The organism is Hyphomicrobium methylovorum (assembly GCF_013626205.1).
Lineage (GTDB): Bacteria > Pseudomonadota > Alphaproteobacteria > Rhizobiales > Hyphomicrobiaceae > Hyphomicrobium_B > Hyphomicrobium_B methylovorum.
In genome coordinates, this window is record NZ_QHJE01000001.1 from 2,933,411 (window position 1) to 2,948,931 (window position 15,521).

Consider the following 15,521-nt stretch of genomic DNA (forward strand, 5'->3'; position numbering starts at 1 on the left):
TGACACCTCAAACCACGACGCTGCTCCAGCACTCTTCAGACTTCCATGGCTTCCTGTTGATTGGAGCTGGTCAGCTGTAAACAAGTCAGCGCCCTCTGGAAGCGATCCCGCGCGTTCGTCAGGCGTTGCCGATCGTGTAGCGCCGTCATGCAGCAAAAGCTGATTGTAATGAGCTGATCCTCCGCCCCCAGCGGCTTTGACCTTGAAGACTGGCGGTATTTTAGTTGCGCACGAGCGCGCGCAAACCAAAGGATATAATCTGCGACGCCTGCAAGATAGTCACCTGTAGCCGAGCTTGTCTTCGTGAGCGTGATCAATGAAACAAAGTTCTCATCTCCAAAAACTTCATCCATCAAAGCCCGTACACGATGGACATTTTCATCCCCGATCTGAACGAAAATGCTCCCGCTATCTGACAGAAGTTCGCGCGCCACAGTCAGGCGGTCGCGAAGGTAGGTCAGGTAGGAATGGACACCGTCCTTCCATGTGTCGCGAAAGGCTTTTACCTGCTCTGGTTCGCGGCTGACGTCTGTCTGCTTGCCATCGACCACCGCCGTGTTCTGCGTCGATACCTGCCAGTTCGAGTTAAACTTGATGCCGTAAGGCGGATCGAAATAGATGCATTGCACCTTGCCGCGCAGGCTCTCCCGCTCGGCAAGGCTTGCCATCACCGCCAAGCTGTCGCCGAGGATCATTCGGTTCTGCCAATACTGGTCGTGCTGGTAGAACTCCGTGCGCATCTCAGGATCATTCAACCCGTTGAAGTCGTGGAAATGATCCGCGAACATCGAGAGCTGATCGTCGTCAGCGGTTTGGCCGCCCTTGCGCTTCTCCTGGCTCTGCCGCACGAGATCGTCGATGATCGCCTGCGGATGAATCTTGTCCTGGATGTAGAGCGGCGGCGCGGTGACGACGAGGTCGGACCAGTCCTGCTCATCCTTGCCGCGCCAGACGAGCTGCGCATCGCCGATCTCGATCTCGCCCTTTTCCTTCAGTTGCTCGATCTGCTTGTCCGTCAGGCGGATGCGTGCACCCTTCCAAACGATCTGCGGATCGGCGTCGGTGTTGCGGGCGCGCGTCTCGCCTTGCGCCAAGGGGCGCGAGCGACGGAACGAGATAGGCGCGCGGGGATCCAGCTCCTCCTGCTGTTCAGCGGCCGACTGGTACTCGGCCGTCGTCGACCAGCTTCGCGAATGCCTTCTCTATCTCGTACACGTCGCGGAACTCGCCGAACGCCCACCTGCCGTGGGTTTCCAGCGCGTTGACCGCGGGCACCCACATCGCACTCATTGTTTCTGCCTTGAGCTGGGCATCGAGTCCCCGAAAGCCCTTGATCTCGATGACGACGTTGAGCGGATCGTCGGACCCGTGTCCATCGGCGACCTGCACGATGAAATCCGGCAGGTACTTCTTCTGAATACCGCCGTCTCGATATGGGATCTCGAACTGGAGTCCCTGATTTTTGACGTAGGTGACCACTCTTGGATGCGCCTCGACGACACGGGCTAGCTCCGCCTCCCACTCGCTGTCGCAGACGACGTAATTGACGTGACACTTGTTGGTTTGCGTCGCGTAAAGCGTTTCCTTTGTCGTGTTGAAGGATACGTGGTTTGTCGATCCGCGCGGATTGTAGGGGTCGAGGATGGCACGCAGGCTTTTATCCTTGCCGACGGCGCGTTGGCACGCCAGGTAGATCTTGTCCGCGGCGCGGTCGGCAATCTCGATGTAGGTGACCATGCCCTCCATCGTTCCGCCCGTGCACTCGAAGTAACCCTCATCGAACCAGCGGCGCGTGACGCTCATGAGGCTCGTCATGAGGTGCATAGGCGCAGGCTCGCCCGGCTCCTTGAAGCGCGTAAAAAGCAGGTGCTTGGCGACGTGCATGACCATCGTGCTTCGGCGCATGTCGCCGAACACGCTGCTATGCTTGTCTGGTCCAATCTCGTTGCCCTGGCCAACGATGCCCTCAAGGAGAGTCCGGCATGCGCCAACCATCGCGGGGGTGCCCAGCAGCTTGGAGTCAGATGTGAACTCAGCGCGGATCGTCTCATCCGCGAGGTCCCGGCGGTAGCCGGTGACGCGCGGGAACGAGATCGCCAGCTTCTGCCGCTCCTTGATGGCCTGAATGCGTGTGGCCTTCTTCGGTTTGGTCGGCTTCGGAACGACGGGCGTGGCCGTGAAGTCGAACGGGATGCCGAGGATGTCGGCGTACTCCACCTCGAACAGGCCCTTTTCGTTGACCTCATAGGACTGGCGGCGTAGCGCGCGGCCGACGACCTGCTCACACAGAAGTTGCGTGCCGAATGCGCGGATGCCCAAGATATGGGTGACAGTGTTTGTGTCCCAGCCCTCCGTCAGCATAGACACTGACACGACACAGCGTATTTGCTCGCCTAGACGCCCTTCCTTACCGACGGTGTTCATGACCTCGCGAAGAAGGTCTGCCTCTTCGAGATTGTCGATGTCCTTCTGCGACGCGCCGCGGATGCGCATCTCGTTCTGGAACTGCGCAATCTCGGCTGCGGCAGCTTCGCGGAAGTCCTTGTCGAGCGCCCCGCCCGAGTCGATCTGCGCGCTATCAATCAAAATCGTGTTGGGTCGCGCGAGACGATTGCCGAGATTATCATAGTTTCGGAACAGCTCGAGATGTCCCGAGTGCTCGCGCACCTTCTCACCGTCTTCGCTCTCGCGCTCAAAACCTGCGATCCATTCATAGACGAGCTTCGACGTGGACGTGTTGTTGCACACGACGATGAACACCGGCGGCACCGTGATGCCAGCTCGCTTCCACTCTTCGAAAACCTTGACGTAGTGGTCATAGAGAGAATGGAGCGCCGTCTGGATCGGCGGAGGCAGGCTGAGTGGATCGAGCACACCTGCCTTGGCGGTACCCTTCTTCGGGAGGCTGTAGCCCTGCTCCTTGAGGTGGTTCCACAGGTCCCGGTAGATCGGCATGTCGCCTTCGGGCAGATTGTCGGCGACGGGCACGCGGGGCAGCTTAACGATCCCGCACTCGATGGCGTCCATCAGAGAGAAGTCACTGACCGTCCAAGGGAACAGCGTTCCTTCGGCATAGCCTGAACCGCGCAGGAAGAATGGCGTGGCTGACAGATCGTACGTCGCGCGTACGCCAATCTTGCGATTCAGCGCTTCAATGCCCGAGATCCACAGGCGGGCAGCCACGTTGTTTTCCTTTGCCTCGTCTTTTTCCTCGCCCTTGAGGTCGCCCTCATCTTCCTTGTCCGGGCGCTCGCGATAGCAGTGATGGGCCTCGTCGTTGATGACCACGACGTTCTTCATGGCCAGCAGCTCGGAGCAGACGTCATGGAGCATCTGCCCCTCGGTCTGCAGCGAGCGCAATTTCTCGGGGCGGCCAGGCACGCGCCCTTCGATGAGGTCCTTCGTCACCTTTGACGCCTGGATCGTGTCGCGCAGCTTGAACGCGTGATAGTTCGTGATGATGATCTTCGCCTTGCCCATATCGGGTAACAGGTCGAGCGGCAGGATCTCGCGCGATCGGTAGTAACTTTCGGTGTCGTCCGGCAGCAGCACGCGCAGGCGGTCCTTGATCGTGATGCCGGGCGCGATGATCAGGAAACCGCGGCTGAACAGAGGGCTCGTCGGCGAGCGCACAGCGTTGACCGTCTGCCATGCGATCAACATAGACATGACTGTGGTCTTGCCGCTGCCCGTTGCCATCTTCATCGCGAGCCGCATTAGCTCGGGATTGGCATCGTTGTTGGCGTCGATGATCTGGTCCCAGATCGGCTTGAACTTGCGGTCACCTCGCGCGACCTCTGTTAGCCAGATCATGGTCTCGACGGCTTCGACCTGACAGAAGAACGGGCGCGGGCCGTTGAACTGGTGCGAACGCCAGTGAGTCAGCAGGCGGGCCGTCGCGGGCGTCACGCCCCAATCCGCCGGGTTCTTGAGGCTGCGCCAGCCTTCGACATGACGCCGGATTGTGTTGACCAACAGGTTGACGTCGTACTTCTGCTTTGACTTGGCGTCCTTATCGCGATCGAAGAGCGACGCATCCTCAGCATCGCCGCGCTTTCGTTTCCGCGGCTTTGGTACAGGCGTCAGCAGCTCAGACGGACGGCGGCGCTCGACAGGCGGCCCATCCAACGGTTGCCCTTCTTTGTCTAGCGGATGATGCCGCGTGGGCGGCAGATAGGGCGAGTTCAGAATTGGATGGTCGAAAAATGATGAAGCCACGCCCGCGCCCCGCCCATAAGCTGCACCCGGCTCAAGAAGAATCCCCAGCCCCCACCTCTATAGAGACCACTGGTCTTGAACGGAAAGGGCAACTTGTGGAAAACTCGTCCTCGTAACGGTCGGGCAGCAAATTGCAGCGAGCGAGGGCTCCTTTTAAACGATTAGCAGACACGGTCTTAGCCGGAGCGCGGCCATTCCGGCCTCCTCCCCAGATGTCAGCAAACTCGGCGAAGCCGAAGCTCTGCTATCGTGCGTTACTGGGAATCCGATAATCGCTAAGGGGGGCGAGCGGGTGTCACGACAATTAGCCCTCTAGCGTGACAGCTGACCGCTGCCGTCCTCGAATATCGCCGGATGAGGTTTTGAGAGCGCAAGTTGCGATCATAGCACTCCCCGATCGTCTGATTTGGCGCATCCTGGCGCGTGCTATTATCGATTTTTAACTGCAGATTCAGAGATGTAAAATTGCGCCTGAGCGAGCGAGAGTGAGTCTCGACGAGTGCTTGGAACTTCCTCTTAATCAGCGGGTCCACGGTTCGAGCCCGTGATCACCCAGCAAATATTTCAAGGACTTAGCGTTACGACGCATACGTCCTAAAAACTATAAACTCCTATAAACTTTTTGATTGCCACTTACGCAGCGGGCTTCCGTGACTCAGCTTTGACTGATGGCGGGCGGTATCTACCTCTAATTTTGCGCCTAGGGACGCGAGCCCTCAGCAACCCGCTTCGTTTTACAACTGCGAGCTCTATGCCCTAGGACCGCATTGAATGACGCCTCATACCAAGACGTCATTGGTCCACTGGTTCTTCTGTTGACTGTGAGGTTTCGAGAACTGATCCGCCACGGCCAGTGCCGCATCCGATCGGTGGAGACGACTTATACGGATTGATCGCGTCTAAGCTGAATTGCATAAGCGCCAGGGTTCTTATCCTGGCGCTTTCTTTGTCTGTAGCGCGATGATCTATTTTCGTGGGTCGTCATCAGGGTTGACGTACTTGATGTTCCACGGACCGGTCGCGGTAAGAAGAACGACAGTCTCTTCCTCGTTCCAAAGATAGTGCGGGTGATCGGCGGGTAACGTGAAGCTGGCTCCAGCTCCAAGCTTGTCTCCTTTTTGCCGATCCAGTTTTTCCCCCATGCCATTCCAAACCGTGCCCTTCAGCACGGTAACGACTTCTGCGAAGGGGTGCGTGTGAGAGGGAATTTCGTAGTTCGCAGGGAACTTGAGATAAGCCATGAAAACTCCGGGCTTGCTCGGGTCGCCCGCGATGAGAGCACTCTGCGCCTCGCCTGGGAGCAGCGCTTCATGCTTCCACGCGATGCTGTCCAATTCAAAATTTTCCATTTTAGGGACAGTCAACCGATTGATTTGATCGTCTTGCGCGAAAGCCAGCACAGGCACCACCGTTAGAAGAGCGCCAATGCAAACCGTTGAAAACCTCAGTCTCATCTCGCAGTCCTTTCAATATCCCCTAGGCAGTCTGCTTTTGTAGACTCAGCGAAGACGCCTCCAAACGCACCTTTTTGTGAAGAGAGCTGCAAACATAGCCTGCGTAATTCATATCTACTTGGCTCCTTCAATCCGGCCAGAATTGCTTCATCGTTCTTCGAAGCCAGTGAAGGTTTTCCGATTTTTCGTCAGCTTTGAATGCGAGCGGGAGCAGCATCAGAACTCAAACGTTCGAATACGGCGGAAAGCTATATTCCGCGGCGTGGCGCAAAGCCTGTCGCATATCGCGCGTACGTGTCGGTGCGCCGACTTCCTCGCCCGTTCGTCGATCATCTGCTGAAAATTTTATCTGCGGAACTTCGGCCAAAAGCGCCCGTTGAGACTTTGCTGCTGGGGAGCAACATCGGCTTAGGAGACGCAACTATGTTGAAATATTCCTTTGCTATCGGGGCTTTGCTGCTCGCGTCCCCAATGGCATTTGCACAAGGCGCCGGTGATACCGGCAAACAGGGCGGAGCGGGAATGTCCAGTTCCGCTCCAAGCTCATCCGGACCGGAGTCTTCCGGATCATCGCACGAGCGGTCTGGTGACCGGTCTGGCGCATCCTCCGGCGCGAGCGAAGGTGCTTCGGGTTCGAACTCGTCTGCTTCTGACGTTGCGCCAGGACATAGAAAAGAGGGCGGGTCTGCAAATTCAGTAGCGCCCGGCCACACAAAGTCTGGAGACTCGGCAAGCGACGTCGCACCCGGGCATAACAAGAAACTAGATAAATCGGATCGGCGATCGGAGTCGAAATCTAAGGCTACTGATCGGGACAATCGCGACCGCGCCGACACAAGTCGAGACCGCAACAGTAGAGAGAGTAACAGAAACGACGCCCGATCGCGTGATCGCGAAGGCGCATCGAGTGGCGCGAGCGAAGGGACGGAAGGTCGCTCTGGGCGTGATCGGGGATCGATCACGAGCGTAACATCAGAACAAAAGACAAAAGTTCGTTCTGTTTTTTCTCGTCATCACGTCGAGCCTGCACGCAACCTCAACGTTGCGGTCAGCGTCGGCGCGCGGATCCCACATTCCGTGCACCTGTACCCGGTTCCGGTAGAAATTATCGATATCGTACCGGCGTATCGGGACTACGAGTACATTATGCTTGAGGACAATCGCATAGCGATCGTCGATCCTGATACGTTTGAGATCGTCGATATCATCGTGCTCGCATAGATCAACCGAACTCCAATTCGGCTTGATCGGATGGAGCTAAAGAATGCCCCGGCGCTTCGTGACTCTGAGGACGTGGCGCCGTTTCCAGATCATTATCGAGAAGCGGACAAGGAAAAGCCGGCACGGTGCGTGTTCCGTGCCGGCGAAGTTCTCGCAGACCTTCACTATTGGAGGAAGCGCTAGGGCAGCGAGAAGACTGTCAGCGTACCGCCGAGGTTGGTGTACTGCTTGAGGCCAGCGTAGCCACCCACAGCACCGAGACCATCGGTCGGGTTCGTCAAGCCAGCTGCGAGACCGATACCGGCCCAGCCGCCGACACCCGACAACACTGCAACGTACTGCTTACCACCGTGGGTGTAAGTCATAGCGTTGCCGATGATGCCCGAAGGTGTCTTGAACTTGAACAGTTCCTTGCCGTCCTTCTGGTCGACTGCTTTGAAGTAGCCTTCAAGCGTGCCGTAGAAGGCGACGCCACCAGCGGTTGTCAGAGCGCCTGACCAGACCGAGAACTGCTCGGGCTTCGACCAGACAATCTTACCTTTCGCTGCATCCCAGGCGATGAAGTTACCCATGCCGCCGTGGCTATCGGGAGCCGGGAACATGGACAGCGTTGCGCCAACGTACGGCTGGCCAGCTGTGTACGAAACCTTGAAGGGTTCGTAGTCCATGCACACGTGGTTCGTTGGAACGTAGAACAAGCCTGTCAGCTTCGAGAACGAAGATGGCTGCATGTCCTTCGAGCCAAGAGCCGCCGGGCAGATGCCTTGTGTGTTTACGTCGGCACCTTGTCCGTCCTTGAACGTCGAGTACTTAGCGACGCGGATGGGGCGACCGTAGTTTGGACTTGCCTTATCCATATCGACGCCGCTTGCCCAGTTGACAGCCGGATCGAATTTTTCGGCGACGAGAAGTTCGCCCGTCTTGCGATTGAGCGTATAGGCAAAGCCGTTGCGGTCGAAGTGGACGACTGCCGGCGTCGATTTCCCTTCGATGTCGATATCGACGAGAACGTTTTCATTGACGCCGTCATAATCCCACTCGTCGAATGGCGTCATCTGGTAGGCCCAGGCTGCAACGCCCGTATCGACATCGCGCGCAATGATCGACATCGTCCACTTCTGGTCGATCGGCTTGCCATCGGGCCCAGCTCTTTGAGATGGGTTCCACGTCGACGGATTGGCCGAGCCGTAATAGACGAGGTTTGCTTCCGGATCATATGACCATCCGCCCCACGTCGTACCGCCACCGATCTTCCATTGATCGCCATTCCAGGTTTTCAAAGACGAGTCTTTGCCGACTGGCTTGCCAAGAGACATTGTCTTTTCGGGATCGAAAAGAATTTGGTCATCCGGGCCGACCGAATAGCCCCTCCAAACGCGCTTGCCGGTCTTGAGATCATAAGCCGTTGCATGGCCGTGAACGCCGAATTCGGCACCGGAAATCGCTGCGATAACCTTGTCTTTGGCGATCAGAACGACGTTCGTTGCCGTTTCACCGATCTTCGGGTTGCCGTTTGCGACTTTCCAGATTTCTTTTCCGGTCTTTGCATCGAGAGCGACAATATTGGTATCTGCTTGCTGCAGAATAATCTTGCCCTCGGCATAAGCCAGGCCGCGGTTGACCGTATCACAGCACATCACCGGAATGACCGACGGGTCCTGCTTCGGTTCGTATTTCCAGATGATCTTTTGCTCGTCCTTCAGGTCGAGAGCAAAGACGATGTTCGGGAACGGCGTGTGAAGATACATCACGTCGCCGATGACGAGCGGCGATCCTTCGTGTCCACGCAACACGCCCGTCGAGAACGTCCACGCGACTTTGAGATCGGCGACGTTCGAGGTGTTGATCTGGTCGAGCGTCGAGTAACGCGTGGCGCTGTAGTCGCCCGACTGCGAAGCCCAGTTGTTGGGATTGGCTTGGTTCTTTGTGACGTCTTCATTTGCAAGCGCTGGCGTGACGAGAGTCATGGCAGTAACGCTTGCGGCAAACATGAGTTTGCGCATTGTCGACTTCCTCCAACTTGCTTTGTTATCGAACCCTATTGATCAGGGTTCTCACCATTCGCCGGGCGCGTGTTTGGGGCTGCGTATGAGCCGTTGTGCCTGGTCGATTGGTAAAGTCATGTTGACGCAAAGTTGATCAGATCAGTAGTTCCGGTTCGGGATATTTTGGTAAGGCCACGCCCGACTTGGTTGCGAGATTATGCAATGTTTCATGATTTCAATGGATGACTCTTCCTCATCTGAGGCATGGCCATATGCAAGCCAACGCGCGTGGACCTATGCGGTCTTGATTTTCTGGATATATATTAGCTTCTGATGGAGCGTTGTTTGTAGGTCCATTGGAGGATGATTTGCAGCTTCCGCTTGAAGTGGACCGACGCTCGGCACTCAATCTTCAGACTCAAATTTTTGAACAAATACGCGGCATGATTCTCACCGGGCGGTTGCGTTCCGGGCAACGCCTGCCGAGCAGCCGTCATTTATGCCAGCAGTTGCGGGTCTCTCGGATCACGATCACGCTCGCTTTCGCGCGCCTTGCAGACGAAGGCTATGTTGAAACAGCAAAATCGCTCGGGACGTATGTTTCCCGCCAAATACCAGAACAAGCATTGCACGCATTGCAGGTTGATCCCGAACCCAATGCTGTGCCGGTCGCTTTGGATCACTTTCGGCCAGACCTACTGAAAATCAGATCCCACAATTTGGTTGATGCGAAACAGCATCGATCTCTGATTGATTTCTGGGTGGGACGCCCGGACGCTCGCTCGTTTCCGCTTCGAACGTGGGCGCGGCTGATGACCAAGCGGTTGTTAAGTGCCGGCACCGCCTTGACCGAATATCGCGATCCAACGGGCCTGATCGAGTTGCGGCAAGCTATTGCCGATCATCTGCGTCCTGCGCGTGGGATCAATGTCGATCCGGAGCAGATCATTATTACCGGTGGGTGTCAGGAAGCCCTTAATCTTGTGTGCCGGATGTTGCTGCCTTCCGGCGCCGACGCGATCGTAGAGTCGCCGGGGTATGCGGGTGCGTCTTATCTTTTTGAATCATTCGGTGCGCGTATTCACGCCATCGAAGTGGACGAGAGGGGACTGGACGTTGCACGGCTTCCGGACGTCACCAGGGCCTTGGCTTACGTGACGCCTTCTCATCAATACCCGATGGGTTACACGTTGCCTTTGGATAGAAGGCTCGAGCTTCTCGCGTGGGCCGTGAAGACGAATTCCTATATTGTCGAAGATGACTACGATAGCGACTTTCGATATGTGGGTTCGCCTCTGGCCGCGTTGAAAGCTCTCGATCGGGCAAATCGCGTATTCTACGTCGGTACGTTCTCAAAGTGTCTCGGCGCTGGACTTCGCATCGGTTACGTCGTGGTTCCGCCGTCGCTGTTGCCCGCTGCCCGGCATTACAAGACTCTGATGAACAACGGGCAACCTTGGCTCGAACAGGCTGTTCTTGCGGACTTCATGCATACTGGGAGCTATGCACGTCACCTGCGGATCATTCGACAGCACTATCTTGGGAAAAGAGACGCGCTTCTAAAGGCATTGCATTCTCATTTCGGCCACGGGGCCGCGATTGGTGCCGACGCTGGAATGCATCTCGTATGGCGTATCCCAAAGCACTTTCCTGCAGCTTCGACCGTTGTCTCCAAAGCGTTGGAATATGGCGTTGGCGTCTACGATCTATCGGCGCGCGCAGCTGTCAGTCCTGCCAAAACGGCGTATGCTGAACGCCATCTCATGTTTGGATATTCGTCTTTGACTGAGAAACAAATCACGGCAGGTGTCGAGCGTCTGGCGGCCGCTTTGGCTGAACCGGCAACCAAGGACAAGCGTCCTGAAAGCGCTATGTTGTCCTGAAAGCGGGCAGCAGGGTGCCAAAACGCGACTCTCCGACCTTAGGCGGCAAAGACTCATCATTTGCGGCGCTTGAAGGCGCTCGGCGGCGATACGGTGTGTGCCGATTATTTGAATGATCGAGTGGTGATCGTTCGTATTGATTATTTCCCTGAAACTTTGCCATTCTCGCAAAATTCTTTTTTTGCAGAGGATCCCATGAGCGTCAGCCGCAGACTCTTACTGCAGGGAGCAGCAGGGGGTTTTCTGAGTTTCAGTGCCTCAAGTAGCTTTGCCGCTCTGAACGAACAGACACAGGCGGTCCTGTTTGATGCGTTCGCGATTTTCGATCCGCGTCCTGTCGGCGTTGCGGCGCAGCGTTTGATTGGAGACCGCAGCCCCGAGTTCATGCGCGTGTGGCGCACGAAGCAGTTTGAGTACACGTGGCTCAGAAACTCGGGCGGTAGGTATCAGAATTTTTGGGATGTTTCAGCGGATGCTTTGAGCGGCGCGTTAGAGCAGTTGGGGATTTCTCTATCGGTTTCCGATCAGCAGACATTGCTCAATTCGTATCTAAACCTCCGGCCGTGGCCGGATGTTCCTGACGGCGTCAAGGCGCTTCAGTCGAAGGGCCTGCGGCTTGGGATACTCTCGAACTTCACAGACGCAATGATGGCGTCGGCGGCGGCAAATGCGCCTGACGTGAAGTTTGACGTTCTTTTGTCGACTGATCGCGTGAGCCGGTTCAAACCTGATCCAAAAGCCTATGCGATGGGAGAGGAGGCGCTTCAACTGAGCAAGGACAAAATCATCTATGTTGCCTTTGCGGGATGGGACGCCGTCGGCGCGACTTGGTTCGGCTATCGAACATTCTGGCTCAATCGCACCGAAGCAACCGCGGAGCGTCTCTCAGCTAACATCGACGGCACGGGTTCGCGGTTCGAAGATCTTCTTGGCTTTGTTCGGGCGTAGGGCGATCTTACTGCTTTGATGATGGAACTCCTCGTCGGTTCCATCGCTCGTTTTTGCATTATCTATAGCGCCGGGCGCTCTGTTTCACTATCTGTTGATTGGGCAGCGCGGACTGGGAAGCAATGAATCATCATCCAATATTTGAGCGTTACGATCGCAAGGAAGTCGTCGGAACGGGCATCCATGTGTTTGATTTTCTGGGCACTCGGACAAGGGCTCAGTTTCGAAGTGGTTGGGAAAAATTTGCGACACGGGTAGAGCAAAAAGCTAAGCCTGGTTACCCGCCATTGAATGAGCATTATTTCGATTGGATCGCTTTGTTAGACTGCGTGTCACGCGCAGAGGGCACCCTGAGGATGGCTGAACTCGGCGCCGGATGGGCACCTTGGCTCGTCCGATGTGGATTCGCCGCGGCTCAAATGTCTGCGATAAAGAAAGTTGAGCTTCTCGGTGTAGAGGCTGATCCAACCCACTACAATTGGATGGTTGACCACTTCAGGGATAATCAGCTCGACCCCCGCGAATATAGCCTAGTCCATGGAGCTGTTACGACCACGTCAGGGACTGTGAAGTTTCCAGTCGTCCATGAACCCGATCAAAACTACGGAGCGTCAATTCGTGCAGCACTGTCGGCTGATGATATTGTGGAAGTTCCCGCTCGGCGCTTAGAAGACCTCTTCTCTTACTTTTCCGGCCCCATCGATTTTGTTCATGTCGATGTTCAGGGCGCTGAGTATGACGTCATTCCCGACGGTATTGAATTTCTCTCGGCAAATGTAAAAGCGCTTATGATCGGAACGCACGAGAACGATCAAAAGCATCAAGCTCTCGTTGAACTATTGAAGGCGAAGGGATGGGAGCCTGTTATCGAGTTTCCGAGGCGTTCGGAAGTAGACACTGAATTTGGCACCGTCAAATTTGACGATGGATTTCTATACTATCGTAACAGGGCGTCCTAGGCGGGCACTTCGACGAGGTTGTTAGAATTTCGTGCGGCCTTGGCTGAGATGGGGTTTTCCATTTCTTCGAAGTCATGAGCGCCAAATGCCGTCATGTTGCGCGCAGCAAAGTAGCAATCGAAGCATGCGCGCATTCGCTCTGCGAGCTCGGCGTCGGGTATTGACCGAAGTCGATCGAAAAGAGTGGGAATGTCGGAGCGTTCAACAAAGAGACACGCATCGCTCAGATCTCTGCCGTTCAGATTTGGTGGTGCCCAATCGTCTGCAATGATCACCGGAATGGACCCGACCGCGAGGGATTCCCAAGTTCGCAACGTATTTGGTCCAGCCCCGTCTGGGCAGAGCGAAAAGACGGAATTGGACAGTAAGCGATTGTAGCGTTCGGCGGCCTGCAATTGCTGACTCTGCGAGTCCGCGGATAATGTTTTTCCTTTTACCTGCTCGTCGTAGACCGATTGATTGAAGTGCCAGATGGATGTCAACTCGACGAGGATATCCGATCCGCCATCTGCGATGGCCGCATGCTCTAGGGCAAGTCGTGTTTCGGATCTGTAGTGCTTCATATGTGATCCGATAAACGACGCGAGGTACGACTTCTTCTTCGGATGGACGCCGACCTGTGTACCGCGAGACCTGTATGAGTTCTCGATATTGGGTGCGAAAAGTGGCCAGCTGTGGAAGCGGAATGAGGGTCTTGATTCTGCTAACAGCGTCGATGTGCAATGTGCCAAATGAAGGTCTGTTACGCCGACCAAAGAAAACGCGCTTTTGAGCCGGTGCCAGGCATAATGTTGGCAAACCGTATGGACGCGCAGTCTGTATCCCGCCTGGTGAGCAGTTTTGCGTGCGCTATTAACCCGCTTTCTCACAGTATCTAAGGTTTCATTGATCGGAGCTTGAAGGTCGATGTATGTCGCCCAAGGAAGCGCGAGGTATGTGTGTACCGTGCGTGTGCGCTCGTCGATGTGGCTTCCGACGGGGATCGTATCGTGGTTCTCGAAAGCTTGCTTCTCAGTGAAGCACGGGTACTGCCAAAAGTGCGGATCTCCAGATCCTTTAGAGTATTGCTTAATGGCTATATCGATATCGAGGACCGGTTTAATCGCGGCCAAGTCGCGCTGCTTTTCAAGCTTCGCGATCTGTACCGTTTGACCATTCGATTTGAGCTTCCCTTGTCGAACGGGTGAAGCCGTCGGCCGAGTTGTTTCTTTAACCGCGGGTTGAGATCGCGGTTCTGAGTGCCATTGCATCAGCCATTTGTTGATCTTGAGCGATTTGACGTTTGCGTCATCAAGCATCCAGACATCGATATCGATGTCAGAAGTGCCGGATGGTTCGCAGGGATGCACATATGCAACTCCGCCGATGATCGTCGTGTCTCTCTTCTTGTCGTATGTGCGAATTTGGGTCTCGTGCGCATGCCCAGCAATGATGGCGCCGAACGGATTCACGACGCGCCAGCCGTTGATCTTAAATATGTAGGCGATCCTGTTATCGCACCGGGGAACGCCAAGGGGTATTTCGATCGACTGCAAAAAAGAGTCAGACAGATCTACCGGATGGCGAATGGCCCAAACATCCTGCGACCAGTGGGGATCAGGATGCGGCTCAAGTTTGTTGCCAATCTTTTCGTAGCGTGAAAGCGCAACGAATGATCGGTCGTCCGTCAAACATGTCTCGAATGCCTCAGCGGTATCGTCAAAATAGATGTCGCTGTTGGACAGAACGGAGATATGAGGATAGCCGAGCTGCTTCGAAATGTTGATCCAGTGCCGGTATGTCGGCCGTTGGGAGACCCGCACTACGGAAATCTTTTCCGACTCTATCGGCGGCTCCGAGTCGTCATCGATGACGAGGATGATTTTTGAAATTGCGCGACAATTTACATTCGCCTGGAGGCAGAACTTCAATTCTCGCTGACGGTCTGCCGAGTTTGCTTCGTAGTATGGTGTAATCAGAACAACCGGCAGATTCTCAGCTTGAGCCATTTCCCCAACTCGTTTCCTGCGTTCCGTGTCGCGTGGTGATTCACATCAGCTTAGACTTGGTACGTCAAGTGCATGAAACGTGTGCTGATGACTATTCTGATGCCCGCAGTTGTCTAGATTTCCCGTTTTCTCAGTCTTTGACTTGAAATCGTTCGTGGGAAGATGATTTTGCAGCAGAACATCTTGAACTCCGTTGTGATTGTAGTGAGTTTTATCGGTGGTTGCTGCCTTCGGATCCTTGCACGTATTGCTGGATAGCGATGAGAGCGGTGGAGTCGAAGGGCCTTTGACGGGTTTTGTCTTAGCGAGCGCGCAGACTGACGGGCCTTTAATTCGATTTGTCCCCAACAGCGCGGCATTGCCCCGTTGACTATGCAAGCCAATCGTCTGTCTGTGAGGGTGTGTGTGAGTTTCGTCGGGCCGGATCGGTATGAAATCGTTTTTGATCTCTCTGGTGCTGCTCGCGTCTTCTGCGCCTGCGGAGGACTGGCAGTTTTTTGCGGTCGTGTCGGACGGGCGATATCTGAGTGACGATAATTCTCTTCGCGTGGTTGGTACGGCAGAGAACGACGATGTCAGTGTGGATGTCAGGGTCAAGAACTTTGACTCGGGCGAGAGGTACCGAGTTGCGATCGGTCTCGCGGATTGCCTTCGCTACGGCAACGGCCCGCTGCTGCTCTTTCGCGAGGAGGGGCCGGCGGAACTGCTTTCCTGGAATACCAAGGGACGCCGATGGCTGGACTTTGCCGGCGTTAAACTCTGCGATTGGGCGAAGACACAGGCGACGCTCGTAGATTGAGAAAGCGCTGTGGCTGCGTAAGGCATTAAGCCCTGTTGGCCGCCGGGCTCGCCAATCACTTGGTCG

At 55.6% G+C, this 15,521-nt stretch carries 10 protein-coding genes; 5 read left to right on the plus strand and 5 right to left on the minus strand.

Annotation, left to right across the window (positions count from 1 at the left end):
- Positions 1–35: 35 nt before the first annotated feature.
- The 3 genes from DLM45_RS16420 to DLM45_RS14085 all read right to left on the minus strand — a co-directional run bounded on the left by DLM45_RS16420 (position 36) and on the right by DLM45_RS14085 (position 5,552).
- Positions 36–1,094, minus strand: coding sequence for a DNA methyltransferase (locus DLM45_RS16420; protein ID WP_246317403.1), 1,059 nt, complete (start codon positions 1,092–1,094; stop codon positions 36–38).
- Between the two features lie 55 nt (positions 1,095–1,149).
- Positions 1,150–4,218, minus strand: a complete 3,069-nt coding sequence (locus DLM45_RS14080; protein WP_181337698.1) for a BPTD_3080 family restriction endonuclease — start codon at positions 4,216–4,218, stop codon at positions 1,150–1,152.
- A 965-nt stretch (positions 4,219–5,183) separates the two neighbouring features.
- Complete coding sequence (locus tag DLM45_RS14085) at positions 5,184–5,552, minus strand: cupin domain-containing protein (RefSeq protein WP_246317406.1); 369 nt, start codon at positions 5,550–5,552, stop codon at positions 5,184–5,186.
- Between the two features lie 642 nt (positions 5,553–6,194).
- Between DLM45_RS14085 and DLM45_RS14090 the strand changes: the two genes are divergently transcribed.
- Entirely contained in the window at positions 6,195–6,893 is a 699-nt protein-coding gene (locus DLM45_RS14090) for a DUF1236 domain-containing protein (protein WP_246317646.1), read from the plus strand.
- Positions 6,894–7,072: 179 nt separating this feature from the next.
- On the opposite strand, the gene DLM45_RS14095 is transcribed toward DLM45_RS14090, so the two are convergent.
- Positions 7,073–8,860, minus strand: a complete 1,788-nt coding sequence (locus DLM45_RS14095) for a methanol/ethanol family PQQ-dependent dehydrogenase (RefSeq protein WP_246317647.1) — start codon at positions 8,858–8,860, stop codon at positions 7,073–7,075.
- Positions 8,861–9,264: 404 nt separating this feature from the next.
- On the opposite strand from DLM45_RS14095, the gene pdxR reads away from it, so the two are divergent.
- From pdxR to DLM45_RS14110, 3 genes are all read left to right on the plus strand, one after another.
- Positions 9,265–10,761, plus strand: a complete 1,497-nt coding sequence (gene pdxR / locus DLM45_RS14100; RefSeq protein WP_343062345.1) for a MocR-like pyridoxine biosynthesis transcription factor PdxR — start codon at positions 9,265–9,267, stop codon at positions 10,759–10,761.
- 195 nt (positions 10,762–10,956) lie between these two features.
- On the plus strand, positions 10,957–11,709 hold the full coding sequence (locus tag DLM45_RS14105; protein WP_181337702.1) for a haloacid dehalogenase type II: 753 nt from the start codon (positions 10,957–10,959) through the stop codon (positions 11,707–11,709).
- Between the two features lie 122 nt (positions 11,710–11,831).
- On the plus strand, positions 11,832–12,668 hold the full coding sequence (locus tag DLM45_RS14110; RefSeq protein WP_181337703.1) for an FkbM family methyltransferase: 837 nt from the start codon (positions 11,832–11,834) through the stop codon (positions 12,666–12,668).
- On the opposite strand, the gene DLM45_RS14115 is transcribed toward DLM45_RS14110, so the two are convergent.
- Positions 12,665–14,203: an exostosin domain-containing protein gene (locus tag DLM45_RS14115; protein WP_181337704.1), complete on the minus strand. Its 1,539-nt coding sequence runs from the start codon at positions 14,201–14,203 to the stop codon at positions 12,665–12,667. The two genes, DLM45_RS14110 and DLM45_RS14115, sit on opposite strands and share 4 nt — an antisense overlap.
- An 883-nt stretch (positions 14,204–15,086) precedes the next feature.
- Here DLM45_RS14115 and DLM45_RS14120 point away from each other — a divergent pair.
- A complete protein-coding gene (locus DLM45_RS14120; RefSeq protein WP_181337705.1) occupies positions 15,087–15,455 on the plus strand; it encodes a hypothetical protein in 369 nt (122 codons plus the stop codon).
- Positions 15,456–15,521 lie beyond the last annotated feature (66 nt).

Coding starts and splice junctions, on each gene's coding strand:
- DLM45_RS14105 (WP_181337702.1), top strand. CDS start 10,957: ATGAGCGTCAGCCGCAGACTCTTACTGCAGGGAGCAGCAGGGGGTTTT.
- DLM45_RS14120 (WP_181337705.1), top strand. CDS start 15,087: ATGAAATCGTTTTTGATCTCTCTGGTGCTGCTCGCGTCTTCTGCGCCT.
- DLM45_RS14110 (WP_181337703.1), top strand. CDS start 11,832: ATGAATCATCATCCAATATTTGAGCGTTACGATCGCAAGGAAGTCGTC.
- DLM45_RS14095 (WP_246317647.1), bottom strand. CDS start 8,860: ATGACTCTCGTCACGCCAGCGCTTGCAAATGAAGACGTCACAAAGAAC.
- DLM45_RS14090 (WP_246317646.1), top strand. CDS start 6,195: ATGTCCAGTTCCGCTCCAAGCTCATCCGGACCGGAGTCTTCCGGATCA.